General features: G+C 60.3%; 13 protein-coding genes. 7 read left to right on the top strand and 6 right to left on the bottom strand.

Annotated features, from left to right (window positions below; all coding sequences use genetic code 11):
- The first annotated feature begins 281 nt into the window (after nucleotides 1-281).
- The 4 genes from OK352_RS10495 to OK352_RS10480 all read left to right on the top strand — a co-directional run bounded on the left by OK352_RS10495 (nucleotide 282) and on the right by OK352_RS10480 (nucleotide 6,687).
- Nucleotides 282-3,209 (top strand): choice-of-anchor G family protein, encoded by a 2,928-nt coding sequence (locus OK352_RS10495; protein WP_265141422.1) that lies wholly within the window; start codon nucleotides 282-284, stop codon nucleotides 3,207-3,209.
- 158 nt (nucleotides 3,210-3,367) lie between these two features.
- A complete protein-coding gene (locus OK352_RS10490; protein ID WP_265141421.1) occupies nucleotides 3,368-4,090 on the top strand; it encodes a DUF5819 family protein in 723 nt (240 codons plus the stop codon).
- Entirely contained in the window at nucleotides 4,006-5,238 is a 1,233-nt protein-coding gene (locus OK352_RS10485; RefSeq protein ID WP_372338095.1) for an HTTM domain-containing protein, read from the top strand. Before OK352_RS10490 ends, OK352_RS10485 begins: the two co-directional genes overlap by 85 nt.
- 6 nt (nucleotides 5,239-5,244) lie before the next feature.
- Nucleotides 5,245-6,687 carry a phytoene desaturase family protein gene (locus OK352_RS10480; RefSeq protein ID WP_265141419.1) on the top strand — a complete coding sequence of 481 codons (1,443 nt, stop codon included), beginning with the start codon at nucleotides 5,245-5,247 and terminating at the stop codon, nucleotides 6,685-6,687.
- Between the two features lie 55 nt (nucleotides 6,688-6,742).
- Here the strand turns inward: OK352_RS10480 and OK352_RS10475 are convergent, their stop codons facing one another.
- From OK352_RS10475 to OK352_RS10450, 6 genes are all read right to left on the bottom strand, one after another.
- Complete coding sequence (locus OK352_RS10475; protein WP_265141418.1) at nucleotides 6,743-7,213, bottom strand: nucleoside/nucleotide kinase family protein; 471 nt, start codon at nucleotides 7,211-7,213, stop codon at nucleotides 6,743-6,745.
- Between the two features lie 157 nt (nucleotides 7,214-7,370).
- Nucleotides 7,371-7,904, bottom strand: a complete 534-nt coding sequence (locus OK352_RS10470) for a hypothetical protein (RefSeq protein WP_265141417.1) — start codon at nucleotides 7,902-7,904, stop codon at nucleotides 7,371-7,373.
- An 11-nt stretch (nucleotides 7,905-7,915) separates the two neighbouring features.
- On the bottom strand, nucleotides 7,916-9,028 hold the full coding sequence (locus OK352_RS10465; RefSeq protein ID WP_265141416.1) for a signal peptidase I: 1,113 nt from the start codon (nucleotides 9,026-9,028) through the stop codon (nucleotides 7,916-7,918).
- 38 nt (nucleotides 9,029-9,066) lie between these two features.
- Nucleotides 9,067-9,732: a SipW-dependent-type signal peptide-containing protein gene (locus OK352_RS10460; RefSeq protein ID WP_265141415.1), complete on the bottom strand. Its 666-nt coding sequence runs from the start codon at nucleotides 9,730-9,732 to the stop codon at nucleotides 9,067-9,069.
- An 8-nt stretch (nucleotides 9,733-9,740) separates the two neighbouring features.
- Nucleotides 9,741-10,319: a SipW-dependent-type signal peptide-containing protein gene (locus OK352_RS10455; RefSeq protein ID WP_265141414.1), complete on the bottom strand. Its 579-nt coding sequence runs from the start codon at nucleotides 10,317-10,319 to the stop codon at nucleotides 9,741-9,743.
- A 176-nt stretch (nucleotides 10,320-10,495) separates the two neighbouring features.
- Nucleotides 10,496-11,623 (bottom strand): LacI family DNA-binding transcriptional regulator, encoded by a 1,128-nt coding sequence (locus OK352_RS10450; protein ID WP_306387789.1) that lies wholly within the window; start codon nucleotides 11,621-11,623, stop codon nucleotides 10,496-10,498.
- A 79-nt stretch (nucleotides 11,624-11,702) separates the two neighbouring features.
- On the opposite strand from OK352_RS10450, the gene OK352_RS10445 reads away from it, so the two are divergent.
- From OK352_RS10445 to OK352_RS10435, 3 genes are all read left to right on the top strand, one after another.
- Nucleotides 11,703-12,608, top strand: coding sequence for a carbohydrate ABC transporter permease (locus OK352_RS10445; RefSeq protein WP_265141413.1), 906 nt, complete (start codon nucleotides 11,703-11,705; stop codon nucleotides 12,606-12,608).
- A gap of 2 nt (nucleotides 12,609-12,610) precedes the next feature.
- Entirely contained in the window at nucleotides 12,611-13,534 is a 924-nt protein-coding gene (locus OK352_RS10440; RefSeq protein ID WP_372338094.1) for a carbohydrate ABC transporter permease, read from the top strand.
- A gap of 61 nt (nucleotides 13,535-13,595) precedes the next feature.
- Nucleotides 13,596-14,936: an ABC transporter substrate-binding protein gene (locus OK352_RS10435; protein ID WP_265141412.1), complete on the top strand. Its 1,341-nt coding sequence runs from the start codon at nucleotides 13,596-13,598 to the stop codon at nucleotides 14,934-14,936.
- The last annotated feature ends 16 nt before the right edge of the window (nucleotides 14,937-14,952 follow it).

The following is a 14,952-nucleotide window of genomic DNA, read 5'->3' as shown; positions in this document are numbered from 1 at the left end:
CCCGTCAAACGCGCGCGGAAAAACGAGCGATCTTTTTGGGGCTTGTGCACAATGCGCTTGACGATGTAGGTGGAAACCCTCGGTGCCACCAATGTACCCCCAATTCGGGGGGCGAATGCTTGCTGAATGCTGTCTGGGTACTGGTGTGATTCTGCTGTGAACGATACGTTCGAGTCAGCTTGAGGGGAAAAGCTACTTTTTTGTGTGCCCCTCAAGGCCCGACACACCAATGAGGGGAAATACTAGTGTTCAAACGATTGGACAGTCATAGGAGCAAGGGGGTGAAGCTGGCATCAGTCGTGGGAACCGCCGCTCTTGTAACGTTCGGTTCAGTCACGGCAGCTTCGCCAGCATCCGCCCTTGAATCTGATACTGCCGAGGCTGAGGGCCGCCTTATCAGCGGCGATGGAACCATCAACCTCAACGACATTGCAGAACTTGCTGAAGCCTATAAGGCGGATCCAAGCAACCCAGGCGAGCAGTCAAGCGCTATTGACCTTGCCGTGCTCGATGCACTCAATATCGACCTTGGCGACGGCGTTCAGCTGTTCGGGCCGAACGGCGTAATTGGCGTCGGGGCGCTTGGGCAGTATGCGAGCGCGAGCCCGGGTGATGCGTACGCATCGAGTGGTGCAATCACAAGTGAGGGTGCAATTGCCATCGGCGGTAACGGCGCCGAAGACAACGCGTTCCTCGATCTGACCGCTCTGCTCGACAACGCAGGGCTCGGTGGCGTAACCGACGGGCTCATCTCCGAACTTCGGGTTGAGCTTGGCGCAATTTCGGCGTCTGCTGAGCAGAACGGTGATGCGCCAGCTACCGGTGACTATCAGGTCGCGAACGGCACGCTGAACTTCACGAGTCCTGCTGTCTCTAACCTTGTCGGTTCTCTTTCTGACGTACTTGGTGAGCTGAACACGACTGTGAATGGCATCACAGGCCCCGAGGGCGCACTCGGTTCCGCGCTCAGCGGCATTGCCGATGACCTCGTTGAGCCGTTGACAGACGCGCTGAACGGGTTGTCACTTGGAGCGGTGAGCGTCAGCAATGTGAATCTGACCGCCGGCCTCACCGTTGACCTTCAAGACGCGCTTTCGGCACTCACTGATGAACCGCTCACGGACGAGGACAGCGCTCTTACAATCGACTTCAGCACGGGCAACGTACAGGTCGATCTCGCTAAGCTCATTGCCGATTCGCAGGGTGGGACTTACGACGGGACACTCAACGGTCTCGATCCGAACACGAACATCCTGGAGCCGGGCCTAATCAAGGCCGGACTCGACGGTGCGATCGGGACCCTTCTTGACCAGATCCCTGCACTGATTGTCAATGCAGCGACGGACGCGGTCAACAACGCCGCGCTTGAACTGCACTTGACTGCAGACGCCAGTCTGCTAGTCGTGCCATTGGCGAACATCGACATCTTGCTCTCCGGAACGGTAGGAGACTTCCTCGGAGTTGATGGGTCACAGTCTCCGGCCATTGACACCAGCGGAACCACGGTTCTTGGCGGGGCAATTCCGGTTGGGGAACTGCTCGAGCCAGTCCTGTCGCTTGTCACCGACACGCTGTTGCCGGCGGTCGTGCAGCCACTGTCCGATGCAATCACTGAGGTCGGAATCCTCGATACCACGTTCCGCCCCGCGGTGGAGCTTGTCGAGACAGCTCTCGAGCCGCTCGCCGATGTGTTGTCGCAGGTTGCGACGATCACGGTGAACGTGCAGGAGAGCGACGGTAACTTTACGAATGAAGACGGCTATGACCCCGGCTCGTTCACACAGCGCGCCGTTTCTGTCACGCTCCTTCCGGTTCTCGACACACCGCTTGCGCAGGTGAATCTCGCCTCTGCCACAGTGCGGACGACTGCCGCCGAGGTAGCCGACGTTGTGATCACATCACCCGCTGACGGTGATGTCATCGAGGTCGAGGAAGGCGCGACTGTCGATCAGGAAGTCACAGGAACCGGTGAACCGGGATCTGAGGTTACCGTTTCGATTGATGGTCAGGACGACCAGGTGACGACCGTTGGTGACGATGGTACGTGGTCTGTAACGTTCCCCGGTCTTCCCGAGGGAACCTACGAAGCTACGGCAACTGACGGCACGACAACCGACGACGTGAGCTTCACGATTGAGGCTGAAGCTGCCGCTGACACGGAAGCTACGGACACTGAGGCTACGGATACCGAGGCGACCGACACGGAAGCTACGGACACCGAGGCTACGGATACTGAAGCGACCGACACGGAAGCTACGGACACTGAGGCCACGGACACTGAGGCCACGGATACTGAAGCGACCGACACGGAAGCTACGGACACTGAGGCCACGGATACCGAGGCTACGGATACTGAAGCGACCGACACGGAAGCTACGGACACTGAGGCCACGGACACTGAGGCCACGGATACTGAAGCGACCGACACGGAAGCTACGGATACCGAGGCTACGGATACCGAGGCTACGGACACGGAAGCGACCGACACGGAGGCAACGGATACCGAGGCAACGGATACGGAAGCTACGGACACTGAGGCTACGGATACCGAGGCGACCGACACGGAAGCTACGGACACTGAGGCTACGGATACTGAAGCGACCGACACGGAAGCTACGGACACTGAGGCCACGGATACCGAGGCTACGGATACCGAGGCTACGGATACCGAGGCAACGGATACGGAAGCTGCCGACACGGAGGCAACCGACGCAGACGCGGCTGACGCAGATGCATCAGACGCTGACGCGACTGACTCGGATGCGTCCGACGGCGGTGACGTCGATGCTCCTCAGGCAACTGTGAAGTACGAGAGCATCGTTCGTGGCACCGGTGTTACCCAGGAGGTCTATGGCACCGGATTCGCTCCGGGCGAGACTGTCTCGGGTACCGTGCACTCCACACCATTTGAGCTCGAGCCGACTGAGGCAGACTCGAACGGTAACGTCACGTTCACCTTCGCCGTGGACAACGACTTCGAGCTCGGGGCACACCGAGTCGACCTCGTTGGAAGCGAATCGGGTGAGCTCACTGATGCTCAGGAGGACACGAACTTCACCGTGACCGCTCCAGTATCAGCCGGCAATAACGCTGGCGACTCGCTGCCCGTCACAGGCTCCGACGGTGGGCTGTTGCTTGGTGGCCTTGCCGCCCTGCTGACGCTCCTCGGCGCGGCCTTGGTTCTGTCTCGCAAGAAGCAGACCAGCTGATATGAGTAAGTGAGCCGTGCTTCGGATGCTCGCGTCCGAAGCACGGCTCACTTTTGTCTGCATCGACGTGGCAAGAGCACGGCGGCCGTATATGCAGATAGTCTCTCGTTCGAAGTCCCGGAGGTCTCATGAAGGCAACGCCACGTCAGAGTAAGTCGATGGCGATTATCGCAGCCGTCATTGTTGCGATTTACGTTGTTGTGAGCTTGATTATCGTAATTCCGCAAAACCCGCTTCGCTCCGCGGTCAGCTCCGCGCTGAGCCCGTATTTTTCACAGTCTTGGCGTGTGTTTGCCCCGAACATTATGAAAGTCAATTCTGATCTTTCATTTCAAGCGGCGTGGTATAACGAAGACGGCGAGCTTGAAAAGTCAGGATGGGTGAACATCACTGATATCGAACAGGCGACTGTGACAGGCAACCTCACTCCTTCCCGCTCCCAGAAGCAGACGTGGAACGCTGTCTCCACGTACGTCGGGCGTTATAACGATCTCAACGACGAGCAACGCGACCGGGTGCGCGATACGTTCATTCAAGTTGAGGGTGACGGATATGATCGCATTCCCGATGAGGAAATCGTTGGAGAGCTGGAATCATATGGTGAGAACAGCTCCGATGTCGTGCGCTTCATGCGATATGACTACATGCTCATGCGATACGTCACCCAGTTCGCAACCGCGTATTACGGTGAAGACATTGAACGGGTGCGTTGGAAAGTCGAACGAACACGGGCGAATGACTTTGAGCATCGGTTTGACGAGAACGCGCAGTTCGACATTCCCGACATCGTATTTGGATGGCGGCAATCTATTGCAAACACCGACCCCGAGATTATCGACGAATTCCGCGACCTGATCGAAAGGTACGGACATCGCTCATGAGTAAAGCACAACGGCTCAAGAAAGCGGCTGCAGCCTCTGGCACGAGAACCGCGAAACCTGGGCGTCGATCGGTGGTTCTGCGTTTCGCGGGTTGGGTGACAACCGAGAAGCACTCGACATACAGTTTCGCCCTGCTGCGAATCGTGTACGGAGCGGGGATGCTGATCTTCCTTCTTCCGAGTCTTCCCGATCGCCACTATCTGTGGGGTGTCGCATCTGGTTGGGTTGAGCCCGAAGCAAAGCGTCGTGGCTGGTGGGAAATTTTCCGTGTTCTCTTCTCGAAAGACAACGCTTTTCTTTTCGATGTCGCTTACGGCGTTCTCATTATGCTCGTGCTCATCTTCATCATTGGCTGGAGAACAAAGTGGGTGACTCCGCTCCTTCTTCTGTTCTGGGTTGGGTTGCAATCCAACAGCATGCTGCTGACCAACGGTGGCGACACCATCATGCGCATCACACTCGTGTTCCTGATGTTTGCTGACTTGAGCCAGAAATGGTCCCTCGACGCCTGGCTCGCCTCGAAGCGAGGGGCTCCAAAGCCAGTGCTGCGTGGCCGGCTCGCCATCCCCGCCTGGCTCGGAAGCGGCTTGCACAACACGGCGCTTATGTTGTGCTGCTATCAGATCATCCTCGTGTACGTGAATTCTGGGATTTACAAGCTTCTTGGCGACGAGTGGCGCAACGGGAGTGCCGTTTACTACTCGTTGGTCATCGATGAATTCCGAGGCTTCCCTCTTCTCAGCGACCTCGTTTGGCAGATAACGCCGATTGTCTTCATCGCATCGTGGGTCTCTATCTACGTTCAACTTCTATTCCCGCTGATGCTTCTGTGGCGCCCGACACGTTACCTGGCTCTCGTTTTGATTATGGGAATGCACCTCAGTATCGGCCTTCTACTCGGACTCTGGCCGTTCTCGCTGGCGATGATCGCTCTTGATTTGCTGTTTGTTCGAGACTCGTCATGGCGCAGGGCTATCACATGGTCGAGCCGACTTGTTCGGTTGACGTGGGCAGTATTGAGTACGCAGAAGATACCCGCCGAATTCATTACCACTACGCGGGAGGAAGCTTCGCCGGTTGAGGCCTCAGGGGAGCGGCCGCTCGACCCGCTGCAGGAGGCACAGACCGACGAGCGTGTCGATGCGTAAACGTCCATGACGGATGCGTCGATCGTCGGAGCCGGGCCGAACGGTCTCGCAGCCGCGGTGATACTTGCTCGGGCTGGGCTCGAGGTTACCGTCTTTGAAGCCAATGACTCGATCGGGGGAGGTGCACGGACACGGGAGATTTCTGCGGGCTTTCGCCATGATTGGGGCTCCGCAGTGCACCCAATGGCGCTCGCTTCCCCGTTCTTCCGAGCCTTCGCACTTGCGGACCGGATCCCGTTTGTCACCCCGGAGGTGTCGTATGGGCATGCTCTCGGTGGCGAGCGAGCTGCGATTGCGTGGCGCGATCTTGAACGGACCGCCGATGCGCTTGGTGCGGACGGCAACGCGTGGCGTCGTCTCTTTGAGCCGCTTGTCGCACGAGGGGAGAAACTGACAGAGTTCGCACTGTCAGCGATGCTGCCGATTCCTCAGCATCCGCTTGTGTTTCCTGCCTTCGCGACGCGCGTGCTCCGAGCTGGCACGTTCCTTCATTCATCGATGTTCGCACACGATGCCGCGCCGGCACTTCTCGCGGGGGTCATCGCCCACTCCGTCTCACGGATGCCATCGATGGCTGCCACGGCACCTGGTCTTGTTCTCGCTACGCTTGCTCAATCGACGGGCTGGCCCATTCCTCGTGGCGGCACACAAGCGATCACAGACGCGTTGGCATCGGACGCCCGATCCCATGGTGCCCGTATAGAGACGGGGCATCCAATCGCACGGATTGAGGAATTGCGACAATCACGCGTCGTCCTTTTTGACACCGATCCCGCTCAGCTGGCCGGAATTGCGGGAGAGCGGTTGGCCCCGTCGTACGCGAGGGCTTTGCGGCGGTTCGCACACGGGAATGCCGCGTCGAAAGTTGATTTTGAACTGTCGGAGCCAGTGCCCTGGGCGAATGCGGATCTTCACCGAGCAGGAACCGTGCACCTGGGAGGAACTTGGAATGAGGTCGCCGGGGCCGAGAATGTCATCGCACGTGGGCAATACCCGCAGAATCCCTATGTTCTTGTCTCGCAACCGACGACCCACGACCCGTCTCGTGCTCCCGCAGGCCGTCACACCCTGTGGACGTACACACATGTTCCTGCCGGTTCGGATCGCGACATGACTGAGACCATCGTCGGGCGAATCGAGCAGTATGCTCCGGGCTTTCGAGACATTGTCGTCAGAAGTCTCGCGACCCCAGCAAACGAGATTGCGGCTGGCGATGCTGCCATGGTTGGCGGCGATTTTGCGGGAGGAGCGATCAGCCTGCGGCAACTACTCGCCAGGCCAGTTCTTTCAAACAATCCGTGGCGGGCAGGGGTGGGTATCTATCTTTGCTCGGCATCGACAGTTCCCGGGCCCGGCGTACATGGAATGGGCGGTTATCACGCAGCCAGGCATGCGTTACGAGAAGTCTTTGGTCGTGACATGCCTTCGCTTGCTCCACATGCTGGTTGATCGGGTCTTGTCCCGTAGACGAAACGACGTGGTCGGCGAATGACCGTCGGAGCCGTCAGGCGCGCTCTCCGAATGTCGGCGGTAGTTTGCACAGGTCGTAGTAGTGCTCCTGCGGAAACTCCGGATCGGTCGCGTTGACGATGAAGTTCGCTTTACCGTGCGGCAGCTCGTCTCCCTCGAACGTCCATACCGTGTAGTGCCAAATACCGATCACGTCGGCGTTGAGCAGTCGCTCCCCGTCGAGGAGCAGCAGCGTGTCAGCATCCGTGTCTTCGAGGGCTCCCATGCGAAACGGGTCGACGATCTCGGTTCGTAGCGCTTCTTCGTCAACTGAGCCGAGTGAGCGCCGTACCACCGTTTGGTTGCGGTCGCGCAGGGTCTCGGCGAGGTCGTCGGCGAATGCGGATGCTGTCGCGGGCGTTGCGCCCTCGACAGCGACGAGCCGCCGCCCGCGCGGGTTGTTGTGGAGGATCTGCTCCGCGATACGTGTGAGCACACTCGCCCGAGATTCGTGTGTTGCGACCATGCTTCCAGGCTACGCCGTGGTCTCGCTGGGTAGGCTCCCTCGGGGACCGCAGGGCATCGCGCGGTAGTGCGCACCGGTGCCTCTTACATAATCGAACAGCGCTATAGGGAAACTTGTCAACGAATATCCGCATCGCAGTGTCTGAGCATAAATTGGTTCAGGAGCCGCTGACGAGCTCACATTTTGATGTGAGCCCAAGAAGCGCTGGCGTTGCTTTCACCACTGACAGCGGCGAGTCCCAACCGGATGCCGTTGTCCCATAGATTCCCAGGTAGAAGGGACCGCCGAGTCCAAGTAGCCCGCTCAAGAGTCCTTGGGAATACTGCGTCGTGTAGACGCCTGTGCCGTCGGGACCCGACGTCGAGCCTCCGGCGAGGAGCCCGACGCCGATCCCAAGGCTCAGGAGGTCTTTGCCGCCCGACGTCGAGACCTGGCTTGGTCCGTAACCGGAGCTGGGCGGCATCGTCCACTTCACGGTGATGGATTTATTGAGAAGTGAGCCCGCCGAGCAGGACTGGATCACGGGAGCTGGAACTACTGCTGCCGTGAACCTCGCCGCCACTGATTCGCTGTCTGTCCACGACGCCTCGGTTTCCTGGGGTGCTGGCAGAAAGAGCGCTAACGCGACGAGCACGAAGAGTAACCCCGCGACGAGTCGACCGCTTCGGAACCGAGCTACGGGTAGCTTCACATGACGTCCACTCATGACGATCGCCGCCCTTGTGCCGCAATTCCCGCAATCAGCAGCCCGATCAAGATGGCGCCGATCGCGAGGCCGATGGCCAGCCATATATTCGTTCCGGTGCGTGGCAGTGTCGATGCCTCAGTGCTGTCGCTGACCGTCTCACCGTTCGCCTTGACGCGGACATCAGCGGTCATCGTGCCGTGTGCGTCGGCGGGCAGTGTCACGGTGAACAGCAGCCAGCGCTGTTCGCTTGTGGGCATGGCGAGAAGCTCAACGCCCGTCTGATCTCCGGTGAACTCACCAACATCCGCGACGCTCACCTCGTTGCCGGGGCAGGTTGATTCGACCCATTGGAATGTGCATGCCCGAATTGACACATCAAGATTGAGGTCGCCGTGCGTTGTGAGGTCGATGATGGCATCGCCGGCGCTTGGCGCATTCACGTCCACGCCGATCTGCCAGGTGACCGGAACGCCTGGGGAGAGCGATGTCATGGCCTCGTCGTCCCCGATCGTCGTGAGCGTGATGTATTCGCCGTGCGTCACGCGTTTCTGATCGGCGTGTGCGGCAGATGTCGGACCGACCGCAAGCCCGAGCCCGCCAACGAGCACTGTCACCGCGATTGCGGTCATGTGGGCATGGCGCCCAGATCTCGATCGCGTCGACCGTCTCGGCTTCGCCTCACCCCGCGGCCAGAAAGCCCATGTCACCAGCACTGATGCCCCGATTGTCAGCCCACCGAGCACGAGGGGATTCGACATCCACACGATTACATTGGCCAGCGCGGGAATAGACCACAGGACGGTCCGCACATGCGTCACCGTGTAGGGCGCTGGGTCTGGGTAGTCGTTCGCGTCGCCTTTCATCGTGATCGTGCGGGCAGATCCCGAACCCTCAACAGATGTGACCCGGTGGGTGATGGGCAATTGGCCGTCGCGATCAACCGTGACGATGTCACCGACAGCAATGTGCGAGGCGGGCACCTCACGAACGACGGCTACCGACCCCTGAGGGATCGTAGGCGTCATCGATCCGGTCTTGAACATGATGAGCGAGATGTGGAACACCACGCTCAAGACGACCAGGACGATGCAGATGAGACCGGCGACAGCAGCGACGTTGAGCAGCATCCCACCCAGGATGCTGCTGAGTCGTCGTGGTGTCGTGGCTATGGTGATTCCTCCGGCTGATCGTTGGATTCTGCGGTGAATGTCCACTGCGCATTGACGGCCGTTCCCTGTGCCTCGTTCGGAGTGCCCGATGGCAGGGCGATGGCGAAGCAGTAATTCGCGGTGTCGGTGCCGGACTCCGCAACCGAAGCTGTGCCGGTGCCGTCGACGGTCATCGTGCTGTCTGAAGGCACGACGACTGACGTGCTGGCGTCAAATGTCGAGCTGGTGCAGGCCGCGCCTTCCGGCAGGATCCGAACGCCATAACGAAGCCAGAAGCCCAAACCGTCCGAGTTGCTCGCTGTAGCAGCCAATGAGACTGTGCCGCCGACCGTCGAAGCATCCGTCGTTTTCACGACGAAGCGTGCGTATACGGTCGTTCCCGGTGACATTGCGTCAAAGGGCGCAGTTAAGCTCAGAGCGGCGGCGTTCGCGGCATCCGGGTGCTCGTTGAATTGTGCCCCGTCAGTGGAGCCGACAATTTCGAACGTACTCGCAGTGAACGACCCTGTGGCGAGCTCGGAGTCGTTCCAGGCGGCAACTGTGACGGCGGCACCGACCCCGAGAACGAGCGCTCCAGCGAGGACGGCACGAAGTCTCGTGAACCATCCCGCCGGGCGTCCGTGTGTGTCAGAGGCGACGGTTGTCGCGCTGTGGCGACCCATGAGTACTCCTACAGTGTTGTTGTCGACTCAGCGGCGAACGTCCAGGTGATGTTCCCCGTGGCTCCCTGCTCAAGGGAATCATCCGCGGTCACCTGAAAACACACGTACGTGGGCGTCGTCGGTGCAGAGAGCGCGAACATACTCACATCTGTGTCCGTTCCTGACGCGAACGCTGTCGCATTACAGGTTGCCGTTGTCGTGTAGACATAGCTCGTGGTGGTCCCCGCTGGCGCAGCGCTGTCGTCTTGCGAGATGGTCACATTCGCCGCGTAGTCCGAACCGGCGACGAGCTGCACAGCGAATCCGGCGTACACGCTGTCGTCTGGTGACAGCGCGTCTGCGTCGACCTGGAAGTTCAGCGATGCGGCGTTTGCTTCGTCTGCGTGATCAGAAAATGTGTTGCCATCAGCGGAGCCTTCAATGCCGAAATTTCCTGCGGCAAACTGGCCTGTTGCGAACTCAGAGTCGTTCCAGACGGCGAGTGTGATGGCCGCCCCGACGCCGAGGACGAGACCGCCGGCGAGAATCGCCCTGATCTTGGTAAAGCGGCGCCGGGTCGTGCCGGTTGCGTCTGTTGACTGTGACATGTCAGATTCCCCTCATGAATCTTGAACCACGGCCCCTCGCCGCGTTGAGGTAACCATAGGCATGCCCCGGATGCTGCGATAGAAGAATCAGCGAAATACCACGTGAACTGGGGGTACGTATTTCTCCGTGCCGCAATTGGCTCGGCGCAACGGCGTAACTCGCCGCGTTGGCAGAACTATCCGGCGTATGGGCCGGTGCTGTCGCGCACAACGAGACGCGTCGGCACGATCGTGGTGCCGGGCCTCTCATGCGTGCCCTCGATCTCACCGAGCAGCTTCTCGATGCAGAGACGCCCGACCTCAGAGAAGTCCTGATGCACCGTCGTGAGTGGCGGCCAGAACGAGCCTGCTTCGTCGGTGTCATCGAAGCCGACGACGCTCATGTCACCGGGCACTTCGCGCCCACTCTGGTGCAGCGCACGCATAATGCCGAGCGCCATCTGGTCATTCGCGGCGAAGATCGCCGTCACCTCTGGGTTCTTGGCCAGCTCAAGCCCATGCGCATAACCAGACTCCGCCGACCAGTCACCGTGCAGCGGCGTCGGCGCCGTGATGCCCGCGCCAGCAAGCGTTGACCGCCACGCTTCGAGCCTCCGCATGGCCGAGAACGACGCCGTTGGCCCTGCCACATGGAAGACGTTCGTGTGCCCGAGCTCGAGCAAGTGCTCGGTGGCGAGTCGCGCGCCGAGCGCTTGGTCGGCATCGACGACCGTGTACGCGTCACCAGCATCCGAATCGATGATCACAACGGGGACTCCGCGGGGGAGTGCGAAGTCAGCGTCATCGAGCACATGTGCCTCGAAGATGATGACGATGCCGTCCACCGCCTGCTCGTTCAGCCTGGAGAACGCCCCAGAAATACTGCCCTGCGTCGGGTGCGGCACGGGCATCAGCGTCAGCGTGTAGCCGGCCGCCGCGCTGGCCATGGCGATCGCATCGAGCGTGCGCATGTTCCCAAACGTCGACAGCGTGAACATGATGACGCCGATGGATTTGAATTGCCCCGTCTTCAGCGACCGGGCCGCACGATTCGGCCGGTAACCCAGTGCGCGCATGGATGCCACGACGCGCTCCCGGGTTGCTTCGTCAACATTGGGCATCCCGTTCGAGACGCGAGAGACCGTCTGCGATGACACACCGGCATGCTGCGCCACATCGGCCATCGAGACGTTCCGTCTGACGGTGTTCTGCCCCGTGTCTGCCGTGGTGGTTTCGCCCATTGTCGCCTTCTCTCCGACGCTCAGCGTATCCGATCGATTGAGCTGGTTGACGGATGCTGAGATCTCAGCGTATCCTCTTTTCATCCCCCATGTTTACGTAAACATGCATCTTGTGTTATTCACGTGTTTACGTAAACATTCACCGCCTCACACGAAAGTTCCCATGACGTCAGCGCAGACACTGAGCACACGGCCGGTGCGACGCGATCGCCGTGACTGGACAGGCTGGACCTTCGTCGGCCCGTTCATGATCGTTTTCGCCCTCGTGTTCATCGCCCCGGTGATCTACTCGATCTACCTGAGCTTCTTCCAGGACCAGCTTGTCGGAGGCAATTCGTTCGTCTGGTTCGACAATTACGCTCAGGCTCTCGGCGACCCGAAGTTCTGGGATGCCCTGGGGCGCGTCACGCTCTTCCTCGTCGTGCAGGTTCCGATCATGCTCGTGCTTGCCCTCGCGGCGGCCATGGCGATCGACAGCGCCCGCCTGCACTTCTCGGGAGTTTTCCGCATCTCGATCTTCCTGCCCTACGCGGTTCCCGCGGTCGTCGCGACGCTGATGTGGGGATTCATCTACGGTGATCGCTTCGGGCTCGTCGGCAACATCAACGATGCGTTCGGCATCAGCATCCCTGACCCTCTCTCGAACAGCTGGATCCTCCTCGCCATCGGCAACATCGTGACGTGGGAGTTCGTGGGCTACAACATGCTGATCTTCTACGCCGCTCTCCGTGTGATCCCCACCGAGCTGTACGAGGCGGCAGAGCTCGACGGAGCGGGTGCATTCCGCGTCATCCGCAGCATCAAGCTTCCCTCTATTAAGGGAGCCGTCGTCATCGCGACGATCTTCTCGATCATCGGCAGCTTCCAGCTCTTCAACGAGCCCAACATCCTGCAGACGATCGCCCCCAACGCGATCAGCTCATACTTCACACCGAACATGTACGCGTACAACCTGTCGTTTGCCGGGCAGCAGTACAACTACTCCGCCGCGATCGCGATCATCATGGGGCTGGCGACGATGATCATCGCCTACGTGGTGCAGCTCTCTGGCTCGAGAAAGGACGCCTGACGATGAGCGCTTCCACCGTTCAGGCCACCGCCGCCTCGACACGACCGACCCAGGGGCGACCCCGATTCGCTCGATCGACGACCAGCCGGGGGCGCAAGTCGATCTGGCTGACGATCATCATGTGCGTCATGCTCGTGTACTCGTTGCTTCCGCTGTTCTGGCTCATCGTCAACTCGTCGAAGACGCAAGAGAGCCTGTTCTCGTCATTCGGCCTCTGGTTCAGCGGCGACTTCGCACTGTTCGACAACATTGCCCAGGTGCTGACGTACCACGACGGTGAGTTCGTCCGGTGGCTTGGCAACACCGTGCTCTATGTCGTCGTCGGTGCTGGCGGTGCCACATTCCTCGCCACCCTCGCGGGATACGGTCTCGCCAAATTCGACTTCCCAGGCCGCAAGGGTGTGTTCGCGGTAATCCTGGGTGCCGTCGCGGTGCCGGGAACAGCGCTCGCTGTTCCCACGTTCCTCATGTTCAGCGAGATGGGCCTGACCAACACCGGCTGGTCGATCATCATCCCGTCGCTGATCAGCCCCTTCGGCCTGTACCTGGTGTGGACCTATGCGTCCGAGGCGATCCCCACGGAGATCCTTGAGGCCGCGCGCGTTGACGGGGCGGGGGAGATGCGCACGTTCTTCACGATCAGCATGCGCCTGCTCGCTCCCGGGTTCATCACCGTGCTGCTCTTCACCATGGTCGCCACCTGGAACAACTATTTCCTTCCGCTGATCATGCTGAGCGAGTCGACGTGGTATCCGCTCACCGTCGGCCTCAACCAGTGGAACGCGCAGGCGAGCACCGCCGGCGGCGAGGCCATCTACAACCTCGTCATCACCGGTTCACTGCTCACGATTGTTCCTATCGTCATCGCCTTCCTGTTCATGCAGCGCTACTGGCAATCAGGTCTCACCACAGGAAGCGTCAAGTAGCACCCAGCCCTGACCACGACGTTCCAACCCCACCACAGCACCAACACACGAAAGGACAGAGATGTCTTACAGCACACATCGACGCGGCAAGCGAGCCATCGCACTCGCCACCGCCGCCTTCGCCCTCGGCGCGACGCTCGTCGGCTGCTCATCTGACGCCGGAGGCCGCGGAAACGCCGACGACATCGAGGCGGCACTGCAGGAGGAATCGACGATCACCGTCTGGGCCTGGGCGCCGGCGGTCGAGAAGATCGCCGAAGCCTTTGAAGAGAAGTACCCCAAGATCACGGTGAACGTTGAGAACGTCGGCACCGGAAACGACCAGTACACCAAGCTGCAGAATGCGATCAAGGCAGGGTCCGGCGCGCCGGATGTTGCCCAGATCGAGTATTACGCGCTGCCGCAGTTCGTGTTGAGCGAGTCGCTCGTCGATCTCAATCAATACGGCTTCGGCGACCTGGAAGACAAGTTCACCGCATCAACCTGGAACTCGATGAGCATGGACGGCAAGCTCTACGGCCTGCCGCAGGACTCCGGCCCCATGGCGATGTTCTACCGCAAGGACGTCTTCGACAAGTACGGCATTGAGATCCCAGAGACCTGGGACGACTACATTGCCGCGGGCAAGACGATCCACGAGGCCGACCCGAACTCGTACATCACGAGCGACACGGGCGACGCGGGATTCACGACCAGCATGATCTGGCAGGCCGGCGGGCACCCGTACTCCGTTGACGGAACGAACGTCGGCATCAACTTTCAGGACGAGGGCTCGAAGAAGTGGGCCGACACCTGGAACGAGCTCGTCGAGAACGACCTTCTCGCCCCGACCGGTTCCTGGACCGACGAGTGGTTCCGCGGGCTCAGCGACGGCACGATCGCCACGCTGATCATCGGTGCTTGGATGCCGGGCAACCTTGAGGGTCAGGCTCCGGAGGGAGCCGGTGACTGGCGCGTCGCGCCGATGCCGCAGTATGAAGCCGGCGACACCGCGACGGCCGAGAACGGTGGTTCGGGGGATGCTGTGCTCGAGCAGTCCGACAACAAGGCAGTCGCCGCGGCATTCGTGAAGTTCATGAACGCTGAAGAAGACGGAACGAGCATCTCGATCGACATGGGAGGCTTCCCCTCCACAACGGCCGACCTGCAGAGCGACGAGTTCCTGAACTACGAGAGCGACTACTTCGGCGGCCAGCAGATCAACAAGGTGCTGTCTGAAGCGGCAGACAACGTGGTTGAGGGGTGGCAGTACGCCCCGTTCCAGGTCTACGCCAACAGCATCTACGCCGACACCGTCGGGCAGTCGTACGCCAACCACTCGGACCTCAACGAGGGACTGAAGGCATGGCAGAAAGCGCAGGAGAAGTACGGAGCCGAACAGGGCTTCACCATCACCGACTGAGTCGCTGACTCTGATG

It is taken from the genome of Microbacterium sp. MPKO10 (assembly GCF_026107415.2).
In the GTDB taxonomy this organism is placed as follows: Bacteria; Actinomycetota; Actinomycetes; order Actinomycetales; family Microbacteriaceae; genus Paramicrobacterium.
The sequence above is the reverse complement of the archived record's forward strand: the minus strand, read 5'-3'. Positions and strand labels throughout refer to the sequence as shown.

Coding starts and splice junctions, on each gene's coding strand:
- OK352_RS10490 (WP_265141421.1), top strand. CDS start 3,368: ATGGCGATTATCGCAGCCGTCATTGTTGCGATTTACGTTGTTGTGAGC.
- OK352_RS10485 (WP_372338095.1), top strand. CDS start 4,006: ATGGCGGCAATCTATTGCAAACACCGACCCCGAGATTATCGACGAATT.
- OK352_RS10480 (WP_265141419.1), top strand. CDS start 5,245: ATGACGGATGCGTCGATCGTCGGAGCCGGGCCGAACGGTCTCGCAGCC.
- OK352_RS10475 (WP_265141418.1), bottom strand. CDS start 7,213: ATGGTCGCAACACACGAATCTCGGGCGAGTGTGCTCACACGTATCGCG.
- OK352_RS10465 (WP_265141416.1), bottom strand. CDS start 9,028: ATGCTGCTCAACGTCGCTGCTGTCGCCGGTCTCATCTGCATCGTCCTG.
- OK352_RS10460 (WP_265141415.1), bottom strand. CDS start 9,732: ATGGGTCGCCACAGCGCGACAACCGTCGCCTCTGACACACACGGACGC.
- OK352_RS10455 (WP_265141414.1), bottom strand. CDS start 10,319: ATGTCACAGTCAACAGACGCAACCGGCACGACCCGGCGCCGCTTTACC.
- OK352_RS10450 (WP_306387789.1), bottom strand. CDS start 11,623: ATGAAAAGAGGATACGCTGAGATCTCAGCATCCGTCAACCAGCTCAAT.
- OK352_RS10445 (WP_265141413.1), top strand. CDS start 11,703: ATGACGTCAGCGCAGACACTGAGCACACGGCCGGTGCGACGCGATCGC.
- OK352_RS10440 (WP_372338094.1), top strand. CDS start 12,611: ATGAGCGCTTCCACCGTTCAGGCCACCGCCGCCTCGACACGACCGACC.
- OK352_RS10435 (WP_265141412.1), top strand. CDS start 13,596: ATGTCTTACAGCACACATCGACGCGGCAAGCGAGCCATCGCACTCGCC.